Origin of the sequence: Dietzia sp. Die43, from assembly GCF_024519835.1 — a bacterium.
Taxonomy (GTDB): Bacteria; Actinomycetota; Actinomycetes; order Mycobacteriales; family Mycobacteriaceae; genus Dietzia; species Dietzia kunjamensis.
In genome coordinates this window covers 1-16,628 of sequence record NZ_JALJRF010000022.1, presented here as the reverse complement: position 1 = coordinate 16,628, position 16,628 = coordinate 1, and the positions used below count along the sequence as shown (strand labels likewise).

Here is a 16,628-nt window from a genome sequence, read left to right as displayed (position 1 = left end):
CCATGACCGCCCGGCCACCGGCCCTGAGCGTCCCCCGCGGGGCTGAGCCACCGGCAGAGCGTTGAGACCCCGGCGCCGCCATGCGCGCCCAACAGCCAGAGACCCGGTGATCCGCTCGCGGGCACCGCCCTGTCCCACACCGCGACACACTCATGCGACGCCGGGGGTTGAATCGTGGGCCGAACCTGTCCCGCTCCTGCGGGGACATCCCGTCGACTCTGAGCCATGATCGGGGCCGCCATCACTCTTCCTCCGCCGCAATACTGACGATCTCGACTCGGTCACCGTCACGACTGGTGGTGACCTGTTGGACGAAGGTTTCAGGGGTCTCAGACGGCCGCGCCTCAGTGATCTTCACCTGCGCTTTCGCACCGTCAGCCGTGACCGAGACACAGTGCTCAGTGCCCTCCGGGACCGAATCGATCCCTTCTTGGAGGGCTTCGACGTTCACCAGTGGTGAGTCGTCGGACGTTAGACTCAGTGCCTTCTTCGCGTCGCGCTCGGAGTAGTAGGCGTGCTGGAAGGCCAGGACGACGCCGGCCACCGATCGGGTGTCCCCCGCGCCGTCGCCGGTCACCGTCTCGCCTGACTCCGACCCCTCGCACTGGAAAACCGCATCCTGCGTCGTCCCGGTGCCCTCTGTTGAGAGGTCACCGGAGCGACCCTCGATCTCCGCCAAGTCGGCGGACAGGTCCGCTGGTTGATCCATCCCATCGGAGAATTTGTTGACCACGAGCAGCCCGCCGCCGCAGACCAGTACGACGAGCAAACACGTCATTGCAGCGGGGATAGCCCAATCACGCCTACGACGAGATTGGGCTATCACCGCTCTTGGTTCCACTGCCGCCGGGTCCTCACCGGACGGTGGCGGCGTTACCTCGTCCGACACCTGAGCCGGTCCAGCTCCCACCAGCTGGCCCATCCAGGGCTGGTCTGGTTCGGTCTCGTCCGGTGCACGCGGCGGATCCGGCGTCGGCGGCAGCTTCACCTCGCCAGCGGCCGCTTCCACACCGAGTGCAGCCATCCAGTCGGGCTCCCCCGCCCCGTCGTCCGGCCCACCTACTGGATCGACGGGCCGCAGCGGCGAGTCCGCGTCGTCATTGTTTTTTTTCGACACGTTGCCCTCCTAGATCACTCGAAGCCCTCGGTGGCTGTGGCGGTCAGTTGAAGTGGATCGGCGGGACGCCCGGGATGGCCAGGCCGTTGATCGACCCAGCGGCCGCGTCCTTGGCGTTGTTCATGCCGTCGTGGAACGCGTTCTCGACGCCCGTTGCAGCATGGGGGTTGCTCGCCACCGCGCCGCCCAGGCCGAGCGCTGCCGACCCTCCGCCGGCGGCGACACCGGTACCGACGATTCCTGCGGGAACTGCCCATGCGGGCGCGGTGGCGACCGCCGCGGCGGCACCGGCCACGGCGGGTGCCGCAGACGCGGCCGCGGCCGGGATGGCGGTGTTAGCGATCATTCCGGCGATGAGAAGCGAGATCGGATCCATGGTGGTTCTCCTTCGATGTGTGAGTGAGCACTGGCGGTCGGGCGACCGTCAGCCGATGTGGAGCTGCTTGGGGGCGATGGGGGCCTGAGGCGTCACCGCGCCGCGGCCTCCCAGGTCGATCGTGAGGCCCGGTGCGGGTGCCGGGGCCTGCTGGACCGGCGCCGGAGCAGGCGCCGGAGCTGGAGCGGGTGCCTGACGCACCGGAGCCGGGGCTTGCTGCACGGGAGCCGGGGCCTGCTGCAGGGGTGCCTGACGCACCGGAGCTGGGGCCTGCTGCACGGGTGCCTGACGCACCGGAGCTGGGGCCTGCTGCACGGGCGCCTGACGCACCGGAGCTGGGGCCTGCTGCACGGGCGCGACCGCCTGCTGGACCGCGGGAGCCTCCGGAGCGGCAGCCTCCGATGCTTGCTCTCGACGAGGGTCGGGCTTGTCTTCCTTCTTCGCCTTCTTGACCTCGACGGCCGCGGAGATGCCGGCTTGCTGCGCCACTGGCTTCGCCCGCGCTGCTGCGGGAGCAGGCGTCGCACGAGTCGTGGCCCGAGTGGTCGACGCCTGACCCTCCACGACCGCGGCCTGAGCCGTCGTCGCCTTCGCTGGCTTCTGGGCCTCGGTGATACCTGCCTGCGTGCCGGCCAGGGCGAGAGTGGCGCCTCCGAACGCGACAATCGCTGCGGTGGTTCCGACGAGCGCTCCCCTGAGCGCGGTCCGAGATTGGTGCATGGTCTACCCCTGTCGCCGTTTTATAGTGACACTCTAACCCCTCCGGGGCGCATGTCAACGTCACTATAGGACGGAACCGTAAAGTCGTGGGGAAACATCAGGACGGCGACGGAGGAGTGCACATGGGAAGGGCCTCAGCCCATGCCTTCTCCCCCGAGGTTCTTGTCGATTTGCGTCGCAGCGCGGGCCTTTCGCAGGCTGCGCTGGGTGATGCACTGGGGGTGAGTTCGGGCTCAGTCCGTGCTTGGGAGCGGGGTCGGAAGATCCCTCAGGCGGATATGTTGGGTCGGTTGGCAGAACTGTTGAGTGCGGCGCTCTCGAGCACCGTTACCGTTGCCGACCTGGTCGACATTCCCGATACCGGCAGAACTCTCGCTGACTGGCGTGTGCTCCGAGCCTTGACTCAAGGTGAAGCCGCGCGACGCGCTGGCCTTTCCACCTCGCATTATGGGGCGATTGAGCGTGGAGACAGCCCCTTGGCGGCGCATAGTGTTCCCCATCTCGCTGATGCTCTGGGAATCACCCCGGACGAGGTCATCGCTGCCGCAGGTGAGGGCGGGCAGGGCGGTTAACTGCTTTTGGGCCTGTCCACAAAGAACTTGACAGGTGTCCGGCCTAGGCTTGTGGACATGACAGCTCGACTTGCCGACGCGGTACGGAGGAGGCGCGCCGAGCTCTCGCTCAACCTGATTCAAGTCCGGGACCGGGGCGGCCCGCGGGCGCCCCTCATGGTGAGAATCGAACGCGGAGACACCGAGGTGATAACCCCCGAGATCCTCGACGCTCTTGACCGGTCGCTGGAGTGGACGATCGGTAGCGCAGCGAGCACTCTTGAAGGAGGCACTCCCACTCCCCGAGAGACGGCGGAAGTGCAGTTTGCACCGTCGGGGGTCACGATCTCCCACGGCGAGGTCGCTGCTCTCACCGCCGCCACATTCCGGTTACAGCAGCTTTCCAGTGACCGCGCCCAGGATTCCGACCTGGTCGAGGCTATCGAGGACCTCGCCCAGGCAGTGGCCCCGCTGTATGGTCAGTTCATCACGGAGTTACTGGCCGCGAATACCCACGGACTTGGTAGCGATATTGTCGTTGACGCAGTAGCTCCGCTGCTGGCCGAGCGTGCGGACTCCGAACTCGACGAAGGCGCTGCGCTGCGTAGATGGCTGGCGATGCCGGACGCCAAACGTGATCGCGGGGAGGACGCATGACGCAAGCGGACCGACTTCAGCAACTCATGTGTGTATGGCGTGATCCCTCTGGTGGGATGCGCACCGTCGAGGAAATTGCTGCGCACACGCCACCGACGGTTGGCGTTACTCCCGAGCTGTTGGGAGACGTGCTCGCGGGGAAGTCAGTGCTCACCGAAGCCCAATGCGAGGCTGTCGCTGCGTTCTTCAAGGTCCCCGGTCGCTACCTCAGCGATGGGGACGAGAAAATTCATGAGCAGCTGGAGCTGCTCAGGCACCTGGTGAATGCAGGTGCAAGGTCAGTCCGACTGCGGGGCAAACCGGTCGACACCACGCGAAAAGCCCTTCTCGCTGCCGTGTCCCGCCGTGTGTCGTAGTTGCTTGGCTCGCTGCCACTGCACCGACAGCTCCCCCGCCTGGCCGACGGCGTCGACGGCAAGCAGACCCTCGTCACCGAGGTGGTCTGTTCGCCTGTCGCGCTGCATCGACGCGTCCTGAATTGCGAGTGCGAGGATCAGTGCCGGAGGTTCGGCGCTTACTTTGCGAGCTGCGCGCATATGACGGTCGTTCACCAGGGGCGCCAGATGAGCAAGAGCGTCGACGCTCTCCACGATGGCTCGGAGGCGCTGCTCCTTGCCGCGCAGACTCCACGGATCACTGAGAGCCACCTCAGGGCACGCCGTTCTCAGGTCCAGCCACATAGCCGTCATCGGATCGACCCAGCTATCTTCCGCTCCACGGTTGGCCACCAGTGCCGAAATGACGGCACCAATTGTCAGAAGAACTGCGAAGACGACCCCGTTTGGTACACCGCGGCCGTCTAGGAGACTGTGATCATCTCGAAGAGCGCTGAACCCCACGGCCACAAACACGGTGAAGTTGTCGATGACCAGGAAGGCGTAGACCAGCGTCACCACCGCGCCGACTAGCCGCGACCGGCTTAGTCCCCAGGAGCCGATGAGCTGTTTGACCAGCAGAACCAATCCGACCAACGTGGGAAGACAGAAGATGGCGAAGTACCACAACGCCCAGCCGCTTGGAGCAGACTCCATTTGGTCACCAGCGCGTGGGGCTACAGCGGCAGTGATGACCAGTAGCACCGTCAGCCCGCCGCTAATGGCGTAGAGGACAGGCACCAGCCGTGGGTGTTTGACGTCGCCCTGCGTGGCAAACCAGAGCAAGATCACGCCAGCCACCGCCACGAGGCACGCTCCATGAATTAGTGCGCGCAGGATCGCTGCCCCAAGGAGCGGCTCAACGACGTCGTAGATCGGGCCCACCTTCAATGTCAGGGCCACAGCCCCCGCGGCCAGTGATTCGGTTAGCCGCCGGGGAGCTCCACCGCTGCGTGCCGCGTACACCCGCCACAAGATCGCCGCCCAGGTGATCGCAAGTAGCGTGAAATCGAGCCAGGCTGGCAGCAAGTTACGCATGGTTATCCACCCCAAAGGCGCGCCATAGCTCCCGCCCACCAGACGTATCCTGGGCTTGGCGCAACTGCCTCTCGACCTCGATCCCGGTGGTCATACGCGCAAGGATGAGTGTGCCGAGGAACTCCGCTTCGTACTCCTCTAGCGAAGAGTGGTTCTCGCGTTTAAGCAGGCGGTGAACCTCGCTCAAGTCCAGATCCGGAAAGTACGCGTCCATTCCGTGGGCCGCGTCCGGCGTGGCGAGGTCTCCCCGATGTCCCAGGAGCAGGTGGGCGATCTCGTGGGCCGTCACGGCATCTTGGTGCCACTGCGGTGTGCCGGCACCCAGAATGATGTGGTCCGCAGAGTCGAACTGGACCAGCAGGCCGCACGCCTCCGTACTCAGCGCTCCCTCCATCTGCTCGACTGTCACGGGTCTCCCCCGCTGTCGAGAGATCTCCCCCAGCAAAGACTCTCGAGTCCACGGCCGCGCGCAGCGAATGCCGCGCAGTGCCCGCCGCGCTCGACGACGAGCCATGAACAGCTCACGTCTGTTCATGCCAGCGCTTTCGATACGGCGGACCGAACGACCCCAGCACAGGACTCATCGGCTGGAACCGTCAGCATCCGGTGATCGCCCCCTGGCGTTCCCCACATTGAGGAGCCGACGAAGGTGGGGGTCACCCACTCCCATTTCCCCAACTCAGATCCCACCGCAGCAAGAGCGGCAATCGTGTCGTAAGCCGACGGAGACCACACTTGCCGCCCTGCCCTCTGCGCACAATGCCACCCGTAGGCCTCGTGAATCGACCGCTGAAAGCGCCCGCTGGCCGTGGTCGAACCGAACTCCGACTCTCTGAGCCATATGTGCTCCCCAGCGTTGATCGTCACCCAATCTACGCCGAGATTCTCGACGACCCATGTACTCGCGGCAATGTCTACCTCCGAGTTGGGATCTCGTCCCGGGTCCGACTCTCCGACGATGCCGGCGCCACCGACAGCAACAATGCGCGGGCTCGATTGCGGCTTTGCCGCAGCTAGATTGGTCATCGGACCTAGACAGAGCAGGACATCCTCCGACCCCGCCGATTCGCAGAACTCGAGGATCGCCTTGGACGCGGCGTGCGGATCGCCCGGTCGATCCGGCCTCGAACCGTGGCCGCCCAGCCCATCAGGGCCGTGCACCAGGCGGGGCGTGAAGGTGGGACCCGGCACAGGACCGGCAATCACCGGTATATGGTGTCGCATCACCGCGAGCACGTCGGCAACATTCCTCGCCGCTTGCACGGCTGAGGTGTTCCCCGAAGTCGTGGTCACGCCGATGATCTCGACCTCGGGACGGCTCACCAGCACGGCCAGGGCCAGAGCGTCGTCAACGCCGCAGTCAGTGTCAATGAAGATTCGCACCCAAGCAGGGTATGCGAGAAACGCCGACACCGGTTTATAGTGTCGCCATGGCCATCAGCGGCGTGTCGTCCGCCATAACAGTTACAGATACCGGTAGGAATGCGGTCATGGCACAGCCACACAAGGGTGATCGACGACTCGTCGGTACGCGTCTCGCGCGCGACGTCCACGATGAGGTTCAGCGTCGGGCTGCCGACGCTGGCACATCGGTATCCCAGTACGTCGCAGATGTCCTGGCCGCTCACGTCGGCCGGACTGACGAGATCCGAGAGACCCCCGCTGATGCCCTGTTCCCACGCCACCAATTAGAGGAGCCGCCGCTCGCAGACATCGCTTAGCGCATAGAACACGCGCACACGATCAACTGCATAGCGCACCCACACAAAAGCGATCGCCCCCCGGAGGCAACCGAAGGGCGATCTTGAGAGTGTGACCGGAAAGAGTTACCAGCTCGAACCGGTTTTTGGTGCCCCACCTGAAAGGCAGAACTGCTTGCGAAGCTGTTCTGAGGGTAGCTCACACCCTGTGGACGTGTCCAGCACCGCCGCGCCGGAACTCGTCTCGACTGAGCCAGACCCTCCAACCACCATTACCGTCGTCGATACTGCGGCCCTCGCGGAGCTCGCAGCTCTCCTGGCGGACTCAACCGTCCGCGCATGGGCTCTCGCTCCGACCCAGGGCGACAACCAAGCGATCCAGGTCGGTAGCGGCAACGCCGACCAGCTCGTGCGCCGCGCTCGCCTCGGCACTGAAGCCGCAACATGGGCCATCGTCGCCCAGCCACGTCCAGAGCTGGTCGCCCTCGACATCGACGAGTGCGCCGAACTGGTAGTCCCCGAGATTCGTCAGGCGGCTGCGGATACTGCGACCGTGGTCGTCGCCGCGGTCGCCTCCGGGCGCGACGACTGTCTTCACCTCTGGTGTATTCCGGCGACCAGGCACGGCCGCGACGAGCTCTTGCGACGTGTCGCTCTCATCCGTGAGCACCATCGGCTGCCGGCCGCGGCGATCGACCACCGTGAGGGCAAGGCCATTCGACTGCCGGGCAGCGTAAGCCTCAAACCCGAGGGGCGTCCCGCGCAGCTCGTCGACCTCGAGACCGGGAAAGCGACTGACGTTCGCACGGTAATCCGATCTGTCCAGGCATCGCTTCCTCGCGACGCGCGGGGATCCGCGCCACAGCGGCTGCGTCGTCGACAGCCGGCTCCCTCAGCCATTCCCCTGCCGTTGCCGGTTGACGACGGCACGCGCCTGGTGACCGAAGCACCTCGAGCGTGGCGCCGGCGCGCACAGTTCACGCCCGAGGATTGGGCGATCCTCAACGACGACACCCGCCGCGACCGGTCCGCGGCCGCCACGGACGCCGCGTGGGTTCTTTGGCGTCACGGCATCCGCTCGGCGACCGCCGCGCTGTGGTGGTACCAGCGCACTGCTGCTTTCGGGAAGTTTCGTCAACGTGACGAGGTGTCCCGCCGGGACGACCGGACTTCTGACTGGTCCGCCTGTCGGCAGCACTGGGCTTCGATCGCTCGGCGTGCGCGAGCATTCCGCCCTGAGATCCCCGAGTCAGACCGCCGCACCCTCGACGCAGCACGCGAGGAGATCCGCTGGTGGGGTGATGCCGACCTCCAGGCAGCTGCCGCCGTGGTCATCGACCGGTTCAGCGACGGGTACGGACTGGCGAGCCGGCCGATCGCTCGCCGAGATCTGCAGCTCGCACTCCACCTGTCCGACGGCGCAGCGTCCGACAGGCTCGCGGCCCTGGCTAAGCGAGGGCTGCTTGTCGTGAGCCACCCGTGGAGCTCCACCACCCCGCGGGAAGCCACCCGGTATGACCTCGCGGTCCCCGCGACCACTTACCGGGGGGAAACCGACCATGACGTCACAAGCCCTGCGGTGCCCTTGCAGCACCCCCTCTGGGGACTCCTCCGCCACACCAGCCGGCGCACCCTCCTCACCCTGCTACGCCACCCCGCCTCCCCCACCCGCCAACTCGCTGCTCTCCTGGGCCTCCCTCCCGGGGACGCCACCCACGGGGTCCTCCACCTCCTCCGGCAGCTCGAGGACGCCGGGCTCGCTACCCGGGTGGGCACCGGCCGCGGAACGCTCTGGTCCGCCGCCTCCACTCTGGACCTGGACGCCGCGTCCCGTCGTACAGGTGCGCTGACGAGGGCCCAGGAGCTGGCCGCCCGCATCTGCGGTGAGCGCGCCTGCTGGCACGCCGAGAGCCACGCAGAGACAGCGCGGACTCTCCGCGGGCTCCACGCTCTTCGCGCACGTCTCACTCACGCTGAGGCTCGCGGGCAGCGCCCTCGCCCACACCCTGCTCCGCGGCACCGCACCCCTCCTCGTCCTCCTCGTCGAGCAGCCCCCCGCGGTCGCCACTCCCCTCCGGTGGGCCCGACCGCCGCGACGCCAGCGCGAGAGCGCCGGCCTAGCCACGCCCCTCGGTCTGCTCCCCCACCGTGATGTCACCAGCGTCCACTGACTCCGAGCGGTCGTACTCTTGCCCCATGCACACGGCCTCTCCTGAACTGTCCGAGGGCCGCACTACGACTACGTTGGGGGTGCTGTCCCAGCCATGACCGGCTTGCTCGTCACGCTCTACGGACGCGAGTCCTGTCCGCCGTGCATAAGGACCAAAAAGCTCCTGGATCAAGCCGGTGTTGCGTTCTTGTACGTGGACATCGACGAAGACCCGGACGCACTCGAGGGACTCACCGAGCAGGACTGGGTGACCGCCCTGCCAGTCGTCATCACCCCAGAACTCCAGTGGTGCGGCTACCGGCCCGAACACATCAGGACAATCACCACCAGGTACGGGCCCAGCTAAGCTGAGTCGCAGACGAACAGTCACCCCACACTCGAAAGGACCAGCCATGGTCATCGACGGCAACGTCATCGAAATCGGCGCCCTCAACCAGCTCAAATCCGGCAGCAGCGTGCTCACCATCAAAGTGCGACACCGCGCCTACAACCCCACCGCCCGCACCTTCACCGGCGAGGTCGTCTACGACGTCGAGCTGCGCAAACAACTCGCCGAGAACGCCCACACCAGCCTCACCATCGGCGACGACGTCATCATCGACGCCGACGAACACGACCTGGCCGCCACCATCTACACCGACAGCCACGGCCGGAACCACCCCCAACTCAGCGGCGCCAAAGCCCGCAACATCGGCATCAGCATCCGATCCGAAGCACTGCCCGTCACCACCTAAGAGCACTATCTGCCCGGCCGCCGCGGGTCGACTGGGGCCAGCTCCCGCGTGCAACACCGCCCGCAGACTCCCGAGGCGTAGATCCCTGGCCGTGGACGCCGGCACTGCCCGGTGGTGGGGCGAACCGGTGGGTGGCCCTCTTTCCCTGCCACTGCGAGTCTTTGTGTTCCGCTCCCTGCGTCAAGGTCGGCGCCGGCTTCGCCGTCGCCCGGCCGGCCACGACCAATCTGCGACGCGCTCGCTGCGCTCGCTTATTTCGCCGCAGATTCCCCGCGTCCGTCCGGGTGCCCTCTCTTGACTCCGGTTCGCGGCCCACACGATCGGCAGGTGTCAGGGAAAGGGGGGCCCTGCGCGAACGGCACAGCCGAGGCGGTGGCGCGAAAAACCCGCAGGTGAGAGCACATTAACGCGCCATAGACGTACCATACACGCATGATGCGTGTACACTAGAAGCAGAGCAGGCCACAAGGCCACTCACCCCGAACCCGAAAGGAGCGACCATGCTCACGTCGCCCACGTTCACCGTCCCCGGCGCCGAGGGGATCGCCGCCGCCTACGCCGAGATGCGCCACTACGGCGTCACCCCGCTCGTGGCCAGTGACTGGCTCACCGAGCAGATCGAGGCCACCGCCCACCAGGACATCGCCCAGCAGGTCGACCGCAACCACGGCGCACCCGCCGAGCGCCCCGTCACCGTCGACGCTCGCGTCCGCCGCGAGATCGACCGCGCCATCAACGTCGCCGTCGCCGTCTACAACCGCCAGCGCAGCCGCGTAACCAACCTCGACCAGATCGCCACCGAGGCAGGAGCCGCAGCGATCAACCGCGCCGCAGTCGCCCGCCAGGCCCGCACCAACGACACCGACCGCGCAACCCTCATCGAACCCCGGGTCGATACCGTTCAGGTTACGCCGCATATGGCCGTGCACTACGTCGCCGCAGTCCTCACCATCGGCCCCCGCGCCCGCGCGATCTCCGCACGGTTCACCAGCAACGGCAAGAACGGCGTCCGCCTCACCCACTTCGACGTCCTGATGCCCTAACCGGCCGCTGGAGGGGGTCGCCCGCCTGGCGACCCCCTCCAGCGCATTTCACACCCCACCCCTCCCCCACAACACCCGCGCCCAGGTGTCCACCGAAGCCGCCGACGCCCACGAACCGTGCCACTCTGGCCGCATGACCACCGCCGAACCACTGCGCTCGACCAACCTGCGCGAACTCATGCGCGACACCGTCAACCTCGCCCGTGCCGGAGACCACCGCGCCCGCCGCGTCACCATCGGCCCCCGAAGCGGAATCGTCACCCCCCACCACTCACCCGACGGCGAGCTCGACGCCGCAGACCTCGCCGCCCAAGTGTGGGCGATCGGACACGACGAACCCTCCGACACCGGCACCTACACCGAGGGCTACTACACCCACCAAGGAGTCCCCCACATCGTCTACGCCCCAGCGCCATAACCGCAGGTGAAAGCACATTAACGCACCTCAGACGTACCATACACGCATGGCGCGTGTATACTAGAAGCAGAGCAGCCACAAGGCCGCTCACCCCGTACCCGAAAGGACCACCGTGGACACCACGATGAACCTCATCCACGTCAGCCCCTCCGAGCTGACCCTCGTCTCGAACATCCGCGACGCCAAAGCCTCCGACGACCTGGTCGCCAGCGTCCGCGAACACGGCCTCCTTGAGCCGATCAACGCCTACCGCGACGACAACAACGACCTGGTCGTCAGGCACGGCCACCGCCGCACCCTCGCCGCCGTGGCTGCCGAACTCGACCAGGTCCCCGTCATCGTCACCTCTGCCCCGGCAGACGACCTAGACGGCAAGACTGACCTGATCGCGGCCCAGTGGGACGAGAACCAGCAGCGACAGAACCTCACCACCCGCGAGCAGGCCGAGACCATCGCCCAGCTCGCCGCCTTTGGCATCTCCCCCGCCCAGATCAGCAAGCGCCTGCGCGTCGACCGCTCCACCGTCGACGCGGCCACCACCATGCCCGACACCGACACTCTCGACCGCTACGACCTGACCATCACCCAAGCCGCCGTCGTTGCCGAGTTCGCCGACGATGACCGCGCCGTCGACAGCCTCGTCCGTGCCGCCGCCACCGGCCAGTTCGAGCACCAGGCCGCTCGCCTGCGTCAGCAGCGGCAGATCGCCGCCGCCCTGGCCGAGGCCCGCGCCCAGTGGGAGGCCAAGGGTGTGCCCGTCCTCGAGGGCTGGCCCGCCTACGACTCCAAGGGCGAGTGGGTCGACAGGCTGGTCGACGTCGAGACCGGTGAGAAGGTCACCATCGACCCCGACAACCCTGGCGACCACCTCGCCGTCCGGCTTGATGCCGACTTCACCACCGTCCTCACGGCCACCGGGGAGCCGGTCGACCCGTACGAGATCTACGAGGACGACGAGGAGGACCGGCCCGAGGACGCGATCATCCGGAGCCAGGTCCACGAAGCGCTGGTAGTCCAGGCCCGCTGGTACTGCGACGACCTCGCCGCCCGAGGGTGGAAAACCCCGTGGAGCACCGCGTCCCAGGGCGAACCGACTGAGGAAGAGCGCGAGCAGAAGCGGGCCGAACGACGCGACGTCATCGCCGCAAACAAGGCGTGGCTTGCCGCCGAGCAGGTCCGCCGCGACTGGCTCAAGACCTTCTGCGCCCGCAAGGCCGCGCCGAAGAACAGCGCCGCGTTCGTCGCCGCCACCATTACCACCAGCCCGCACCTGCTCTCCGCGGACCGACTGCGAGGCGAGCGCGAGACCTACCTGACGGTCCCGGACACCGAGGCGATGACCACAGCTAAAGCCACCATGACCAGCCTGGCCATGTGCCTGATCGCCCACGAGGTCAACACCCACAAGGGCTCCTGGCGACACATCGACCGCCGCACTGTGGCCTACCTCCGGTTCATCGAGGACCAGGGCTACGCCCTGTCCCCCGTCGAGCGCCGCGCCTGCGGCGACCACGTCGACACCGACGAGCTGTAAGACCCCTCCCGATGCCGGGCTACCGTCCAAGCGACGGTGGCCCGGCCTCTGGGTGGGCACTGGTGGGCGGCCCTCTTTCCCTGCCACCGCGATTGTGCGTGCTCCACTTCCGGGGTCAAGGTCGGCGCCGGCTTCGCCGTCGCCCGGCCGGCCACGACCAATCCGCCCCGCGCTGCGCTTATTTCGGGGCGGATTCGTCGCAGCAGTCCGGGTGCCCTCTCTTGACCCCGTTCGCTGCGCACGAAAATCGGCAGGTGTCAGGGAAAGGGGGACACTGCGCGAATGGCACAGCCGAGGCGGTGGCGCGAACAACCCGCAGGTGAGAGCACATTAACGCACCATAGACGTACCATACACGCATGACGCGTGTACAATAGAAAACAGAGCCGGGAACACCCGCTCACCCCGCACCCGAAAGGACCACCATGACCAAGCCAGGCACCCTGCTCGAGACCTTCGATCTCGAGGTCCCGGACGAGGGCCGCACTATCGCGGCCGAAATCCGGCTCGTGACCAATCCCGACGGCACCGAAGTGCTGTGGCACTACGAGAACGGCCGCGCCGCGTTCGTCCACCCCGCCCGCCGCTGCACCAACTGCGCCGAGGTCATCACCTCCGGCCAGAGCGGCAGCCGCTGCACCGGGTGCACCGACCAGCTGCACCTCTAGCCATAGTCCCCGGCCCGCCAATCGGCGGGCCGGGCCCGGCGGACCCGCAGCAGGTGAGAGCACATTAACGCACCATAGACGTACCATGCACGCATGATGCGTGTACAATAGAAGACAGAGCCGGGACCACCCGCTCACCTCGCACCCGAAAGGAGCCAGCCATGGCCCGCAAGACCTACACCCCGCAGCAGAAAGAGGCCGCCCGCGCGGCCCGCGCCGAGAAGGTCGAGCAGATGCACGACGAGCTGTCCGCCGCCGTCGACGCCCTCATGCAGTCCGGCCAGTGGCTCAGGTGGCTGGACTTCCTCGGATCGTTCCACCGCTACAGCTTCAACAACACGATGCTGATCCAGGTGCAGTGTCCGCACGCGACCCAGGTCGCCGGATTCAAGGCGTGGCAGGCCAAGGGCCGCCAGGTCCGCAAAGGTGAGAAGGGGATCCGGATCTTCGGCAAGCCGTTCCGCCTCGTCTCCGAGACCGACGAGGCCACCGGAGAGACCACCCGCAAGGCCATTAAGTGCCCACCGCCCGTGGTCAGCGTGTTCGACATCTCCCAGACCGACCCCATCGAGGGAGTCGAGCAGCTCACCGCCCCCGTCGCCCAGCTCCAGGGCGACGACCACGCCGCCCTCTACGAGCGCATCAGCGAGTGGATGACCGGCCAGGGCTGGACCGTCACCCGCGAGCAGATCCCCGGCGAGTCCAACGGCTACTGCACCGTCGACGGAACCCGCCGCATCGTCGTAGACGCGGACCTGTCCGACGCCCACGCCGCCAAGACTGCCATCCACGAGGCCGCGCACGCGATCTTGCACACCGACGAAGAGGGCAAGCTCACCAACGAGCCCGACCAGGCCACCCGCGAACTCGAGGCCGAATCCGTCGCCTACGTCGTGGCCGCACTGCACGACCTCGACACGAGCGATTACAGCGTCGGCTACCTCGCCAGCTGGAGCGGGGGACAGGCCGACACCATCAAGGCCACCGCCGTCCGGGTCCAGGAGGCCGTCCACCTCATCGCCGACGCCCTCACCGACGAAGACCAGGACGAGGAGGCCGCCGGCTAGGCCGGCGGGGCGGTCGGGCGTGGCGCCGCTCCGCTAAGCACCACGCCCGACCGCCGGCCACCCATCCCGCACATCACCCACGACACGCCCCGCACCCAAGCATCACACGTGCGACATACCCGCACCATGCGCCGATATACTCGCACCATGCACGCATAACGAAGGGAAAGCACCAATGACCACGGTCATCGCGATCGCCAACCACAAGGGCGGCGTCGGCAAGACCACCACCGCCCTCATGCTCGCCCACACCGCCGTCGCAGGCGGCAAGCGCGTCCTAGTCATCGACCACGACGCCCAAGGGGGAGTAGCCCTGCGCATCCTCGGAAACCGCGACCCCGACGGACACACCCTCGCCGACATCTACGCCCGCACCCCAGGCGTCACCCTCGCCGGCGCCACCCACACCACCCGCCGCCCCGGCCTGGACATCGTCCCCTCCGGCCGCGGCAAACTCGCCGCAGCCCTGCAGGCGCTCGGGGGAGTGGCCCCCGGAAAAGTCCTACACAAAGCCCTCGACACCGTCCGCGACAACTACGACCTCGTCATCATCGACTGCGACCGCGGCCTGTCCCTGGGAACCATCAACGCCCTCTACTCAGCCGACCGGGTCCTCCTGGTCACCGAACCCGAAAACGACTCCTTCAACGGCATCAGCGACACCGGCGAGCTCGTCGACGAGATCAACGAAGACCTCCGCCCCAGCCGGCCCCTGCCCGACCCCGACATCCTCATCAACCTGCGCGACACCACCCGCACCGCCACCCACGGCCGCGTCGCCACCGAGATCCGCGACTGGGCCACCCAATCCGGCTACACCGTCCACCCCCACGACATCCCACGCCGCGCCTTCATCGCCGAAGCCGCCGCCAACGGTCAAGGACTCGACGAGCTCCGCGACATCGCCGCCGTCACCGTCCGCGACAGCTTCCACGAGCTGCTCACCACCCTGACCGCCGAAAGGACCTGAACCCATGGCCGCCACACCGCCCGTCCGCAAGCGCAAGACCACCGACAGCCTCGTCGCCCAAGCCGCAGCAGGGGAGGGCACCCCACGGCCGGCCGACGCCCCCGAATACCGCAACTGGAACATGCGCCTGCCAGCCGACCTGGTCGAACGCATCTGGGGCACCTGCGAAGCCCTCGACAAGGACGAGGACCTGCCCAGCGCCGTCGCCTTCACCGTCCGCGCCTTCGAGGAGCTGCTCGACCGCCTCGACGCCGAATACAACGACGGCAAGCCCTACCACTCCGACACCAGCCCCTTCCGCGCCGGCGGCCGCACCACCTACAAGAGGTAGACCCATGCACATCGTCACCATCACCACGACCACCCCCACCGGCCAACTCCTCCACCAGGACACCCTGGCCACCACCGGCAGCCACGCCGAAGCCCTCGACCTCGCCGCACACCACGCCGCAGCCACCACCATCGACATCCACGCCGCCAACACCGGCCAACATCACGCTCATCTCATCGCCCTCGGCGACGAACCCCACGCCGTCATCGCACCCCGCATCACCCCAACCGGACGCACCGACCTCCTCGCCACCCTCCGAGCAACCCGCACCCTCACCCACTAAGAGCACTATCTTCCGCACCGCCGCGAGTCGACTGGGGCCAGCTCCCGCGTGCAACACCGCCTGGTGACTCCCGCGACGTAGCCCCCAACGCGGCAACCGGGTCGAGATCCACCACGGGGGCTTCCGTCGCGCGATGCCAAATGGCCCTGGCGTGAAAACGCAGCACACGCATAGTATTGGTCCGTGACTGTCAGGCTCTGCGTTCTGCTGTGGCCGTACCCCGGCCGGGAGGACGCCCTTCGCCTCTACGAGGACGAAGTCCTTCCGCTTATCGCCGATCACGGCGGAAGACTCTGTTCGCGCGATCAAGTCGAACGCCAAGCAACTACCGATCCGATCGAGATTCAACGAATCGACTTCCCAAGCGCCAACGCCCTCAAAACATTCATGGCCGACCCTCGCCGCCTGCAGCTCGAGTCACAACGCGCGAACTCGATTGCACGGTCAGACGTTCTGCGGCTGGCTTAGCAAGCCCCACCCGACGGGCGGGGGCAAGACCTTCCACCACAGGTAGTCGGTGGTCAGCCCTCTTTCCCTGCCACTGCGAGTCTTGGTGCTCCACTACCGGTGTCAAGGTCGGCGTCGGCTTCGCCGCCGCCCGGTCGTCGGCAAACAATCTGCCCCGCGCTGCGCTTATTTCGGGGCAGATTCTTCACCGCCGCCCGGGTGCCCTTCCTTGACTCCGTTCGCTACACACCAGATCGGCAGGTGTCAGGGAAAGGGGGGCCATGCGCGAACGGCACAGCCGAGGCGGTGGCGCGAAAAACCCGCAGGTGAGAGCACATTAACGCGCCATAGACGTACCATACACGCATGATGCGTGTACACTAGAAGCAGAGCAGGCCACAAGGCCACTCACCCCGAACCCGAAAGGAGC

Annotated in this window: 22 protein-coding genes; 13 read left to right on the top strand and 9 right to left on the bottom strand. The window is 66.9% G+C overall.

The window, feature by feature from the left end; genetic code table 11:
* Positions 1-241: 241 nt before the first annotated feature.
* From NR111_RS16435 to NR111_RS16425, 3 genes are read right to left on the bottom strand one after another with little or no spacing between them, the layout of a single operon-like run.
* Entirely contained in the window at positions 242-1,117 is an 876-nt protein-coding gene (locus NR111_RS16435; protein WP_256821432.1) for a hypothetical protein, read from the bottom strand.
* 43 nt (positions 1,118-1,160) lie between these two features.
* The gene (locus tag NR111_RS16430; protein ID WP_109148968.1) at positions 1,161-1,493 is read right to left on the bottom strand and encodes a hypothetical protein; all 333 of its coding nucleotides are present in this window, start codon (positions 1,491-1,493) and stop codon (positions 1,161-1,163) included.
* A gap of 48 nt (positions 1,494-1,541) precedes the next feature.
* The gene (locus NR111_RS16425) at positions 1,542-2,213 is read right to left on the bottom strand and encodes a hypothetical protein (RefSeq protein WP_256821429.1); all 672 of its coding nucleotides are present in this window, start codon (positions 2,211-2,213) and stop codon (positions 1,542-1,544) included.
* Between the two features lie 122 nt (positions 2,214-2,335).
* On the opposite strand from NR111_RS16425, the gene NR111_RS18845 reads away from it, so the two are divergent.
* Together NR111_RS18845 and NR111_RS16420 are read left to right on the top strand one after the other, a co-directional pair.
* Positions 2,336-2,785 carry a helix-turn-helix transcriptional regulator gene (locus tag NR111_RS18845; RefSeq protein ID WP_081615145.1) on the top strand — a complete coding sequence of 150 codons (450 nt, stop codon included), beginning with the start codon at positions 2,336-2,338 and terminating at the stop codon, positions 2,783-2,785.
* Positions 2,786-2,842: 57 nt separating this feature from the next.
* On the top strand, positions 2,843-3,421 hold the full coding sequence (locus tag NR111_RS16420; protein ID WP_256821428.1) for a hypothetical protein: 579 nt from the start codon (positions 2,843-2,845) through the stop codon (positions 3,419-3,421).
* Positions 3,422-3,699: 278 nt separating this feature from the next.
* On the opposite strand, the gene NR111_RS16415 is transcribed toward NR111_RS16420, so the two are convergent.
* The 6 genes from NR111_RS16415 to NR111_RS16390 all read right to left on the bottom strand — a co-directional run bounded on the left by NR111_RS16415 (position 3,700) and on the right by NR111_RS16390 (position 8,436).
* Positions 3,700-4,833 carry a hypothetical protein gene (locus tag NR111_RS16415; protein ID WP_256821427.1) on the bottom strand — a complete coding sequence of 378 codons (1,134 nt, stop codon included), beginning with the start codon at positions 4,831-4,833 and terminating at the stop codon, positions 3,700-3,702.
* Positions 4,826-5,242: a hypothetical protein gene (locus NR111_RS16410; protein WP_256821426.1), complete on the bottom strand. Its 417-nt coding sequence runs from the start codon at positions 5,240-5,242 to the stop codon at positions 4,826-4,828. Before NR111_RS16410 ends, NR111_RS16415 begins: the two co-directional genes overlap by 8 nt.
* Before the next feature lie 122 nt (positions 5,243-5,364).
* On the bottom strand, positions 5,365-6,216 hold the full coding sequence (locus tag NR111_RS16405; RefSeq protein WP_172815703.1) for a nucleoside hydrolase: 852 nt from the start codon (positions 6,214-6,216) through the stop codon (positions 5,365-5,367).
* Between the two features lie 642 nt (positions 6,217-6,858).
* Positions 6,859-7,131, bottom strand: coding sequence for a hypothetical protein (locus NR111_RS16400; protein ID WP_256821425.1), 273 nt, complete (start codon positions 7,129-7,131; stop codon positions 6,859-6,861).
* A gap of 651 nt (positions 7,132-7,782) precedes the next feature.
* Positions 7,783-8,010, bottom strand: a complete 228-nt coding sequence (locus NR111_RS16395) for a hypothetical protein (RefSeq protein WP_152428110.1) — start codon at positions 8,008-8,010, stop codon at positions 7,783-7,785.
* A 168-nt stretch (positions 8,011-8,178) separates the two neighbouring features.
* The gene (locus NR111_RS16390; RefSeq protein WP_152428109.1) at positions 8,179-8,436 is read right to left on the bottom strand and encodes a hypothetical protein; all 258 of its coding nucleotides are present in this window, start codon (positions 8,434-8,436) and stop codon (positions 8,179-8,181) included.
* A 361-nt stretch (positions 8,437-8,797) separates the two neighbouring features.
* Here NR111_RS16390 and NR111_RS16385 point away from each other — a divergent pair, with 361 nt between their 5' ends.
* From NR111_RS16385 to NR111_RS16330, 11 genes are all read left to right on the top strand, one after another.
* Positions 8,798-9,049 carry a glutaredoxin family protein gene (locus tag NR111_RS16385; RefSeq protein WP_017838632.1) on the top strand — a complete coding sequence of 84 codons (252 nt, stop codon included), beginning with the start codon at positions 8,798-8,800 and terminating at the stop codon, positions 9,047-9,049.
* Positions 9,050-9,095: 46 nt separating this feature from the next.
* Positions 9,096-9,437 carry a hypothetical protein gene (locus NR111_RS16380; RefSeq protein WP_256821422.1) on the top strand — a complete coding sequence of 114 codons (342 nt, stop codon included), beginning with the start codon at positions 9,096-9,098 and terminating at the stop codon, positions 9,435-9,437.
* 500 nt (positions 9,438-9,937) lie between these two features.
* Complete coding sequence (locus NR111_RS16375; protein WP_182659567.1) at positions 9,938-10,480, top strand: hypothetical protein; 543 nt, start codon at positions 9,938-9,940, stop codon at positions 10,478-10,480.
* A 133-nt stretch (positions 10,481-10,613) separates the two neighbouring features.
* Positions 10,614-10,898, top strand: coding sequence for a hypothetical protein (locus tag NR111_RS16370; protein WP_017838461.1), 285 nt, complete (start codon positions 10,614-10,616; stop codon positions 10,896-10,898).
* Positions 10,899-11,010: 112 nt separating this feature from the next.
* A complete protein-coding gene (locus NR111_RS18580; protein WP_308202025.1) occupies positions 11,011-12,432 on the top strand; it encodes a ParB N-terminal domain-containing protein in 1,422 nt (473 codons plus the stop codon).
* A 425-nt stretch (positions 12,433-12,857) separates the two neighbouring features.
* The gene (locus tag NR111_RS16355) at positions 12,858-13,100 is read left to right on the top strand and encodes a hypothetical protein (RefSeq protein ID WP_069388970.1); all 243 of its coding nucleotides are present in this window, start codon (positions 12,858-12,860) and stop codon (positions 13,098-13,100) included.
* Positions 13,101-13,261: 161 nt separating this feature from the next.
* Positions 13,262-14,167: an ArdC-like ssDNA-binding domain-containing protein gene (locus tag NR111_RS16350; protein WP_182659570.1), complete on the top strand. Its 906-nt coding sequence runs from the start codon at positions 13,262-13,264 to the stop codon at positions 14,165-14,167.
* 175 nt (positions 14,168-14,342) lie between these two features.
* Complete coding sequence (locus NR111_RS16345; RefSeq protein ID WP_067715302.1) at positions 14,343-15,137, top strand: ParA family protein; 795 nt, start codon at positions 14,343-14,345, stop codon at positions 15,135-15,137.
* 4 nt (positions 15,138-15,141) lie between these two features.
* Positions 15,142-15,468, top strand: coding sequence for a hypothetical protein (locus NR111_RS16340; protein WP_017836510.1), 327 nt, complete (start codon positions 15,142-15,144; stop codon positions 15,466-15,468).
* A gap of 4 nt (positions 15,469-15,472) precedes the next feature.
* On the top strand, positions 15,473-15,751 hold the full coding sequence (locus tag NR111_RS16335) for a hypothetical protein (RefSeq protein ID WP_182659571.1): 279 nt from the start codon (positions 15,473-15,475) through the stop codon (positions 15,749-15,751).
* Between the two features lie 183 nt (positions 15,752-15,934).
* A complete protein-coding gene (locus NR111_RS16330; protein WP_256821419.1) occupies positions 15,935-16,219 on the top strand; it encodes a hypothetical protein in 285 nt (94 codons plus the stop codon).
* The last annotated feature ends 409 nt before the right edge of the window (positions 16,220-16,628 follow it).

What these genes read in the sequence shown, in the direction of transcription:
- NR111_RS16335 (WP_182659571.1), top strand. Translation starts at nt 15,473, where the DNA reads ATGCACATCGTCACCATCACCACGACCACCCCCACCGGCCAACTCCTC.
- NR111_RS16345 (WP_067715302.1), top strand. Translation starts at nt 14,343, where the DNA reads ATGACCACGGTCATCGCGATCGCCAACCACAAGGGCGGCGTCGGCAAG.
- NR111_RS16380 (WP_256821422.1), top strand. Translation starts at nt 9,096, where the DNA reads ATGGTCATCGACGGCAACGTCATCGAAATCGGCGCCCTCAACCAGCTC.
- NR111_RS16420 (WP_256821428.1), top strand. Translation starts at nt 2,843, where the DNA reads ATGACAGCTCGACTTGCCGACGCGGTACGGAGGAGGCGCGCCGAGCTC.
- NR111_RS16415 (WP_256821427.1), bottom strand. Translation starts at nt 4,833, where the DNA reads ATGCGTAACTTGCTGCCAGCCTGGCTCGATTTCACGCTACTTGCGATC.
- NR111_RS16425 (WP_256821429.1), bottom strand. Translation starts at nt 2,213, where the DNA reads ATGCACCAATCTCGGACCGCGCTCAGGGGAGCGCTCGTCGGAACCACC.
- NR111_RS16430 (WP_109148968.1), bottom strand. Translation starts at nt 1,493, where the DNA reads ATGGATCCGATCTCGCTTCTCATCGCCGGAATGATCGCTAACACCGCC.
- NR111_RS18845 (WP_081615145.1), top strand. Translation starts at nt 2,336, where the DNA reads ATGGGAAGGGCCTCAGCCCATGCCTTCTCCCCCGAGGTTCTTGTCGAT.
- NR111_RS16355 (WP_069388970.1), top strand. Translation starts at nt 12,858, where the DNA reads ATGACCAAGCCAGGCACCCTGCTCGAGACCTTCGATCTCGAGGTCCCG.
- NR111_RS16385 (WP_017838632.1), top strand. Translation starts at nt 8,798, where the DNA reads ATGACCGGCTTGCTCGTCACGCTCTACGGACGCGAGTCCTGTCCGCCG.
- NR111_RS16370 (WP_017838461.1), top strand. Translation starts at nt 10,614, where the DNA reads ATGACCACCGCCGAACCACTGCGCTCGACCAACCTGCGCGAACTCATG.
- NR111_RS16375 (WP_182659567.1), top strand. Translation starts at nt 9,938, where the DNA reads ATGCTCACGTCGCCCACGTTCACCGTCCCCGGCGCCGAGGGGATCGCC.
- NR111_RS16350 (WP_182659570.1), top strand. Translation starts at nt 13,262, where the DNA reads ATGGCCCGCAAGACCTACACCCCGCAGCAGAAAGAGGCCGCCCGCGCG.
- NR111_RS16340 (WP_017836510.1), top strand. Translation starts at nt 15,142, where the DNA reads ATGGCCGCCACACCGCCCGTCCGCAAGCGCAAGACCACCGACAGCCTC.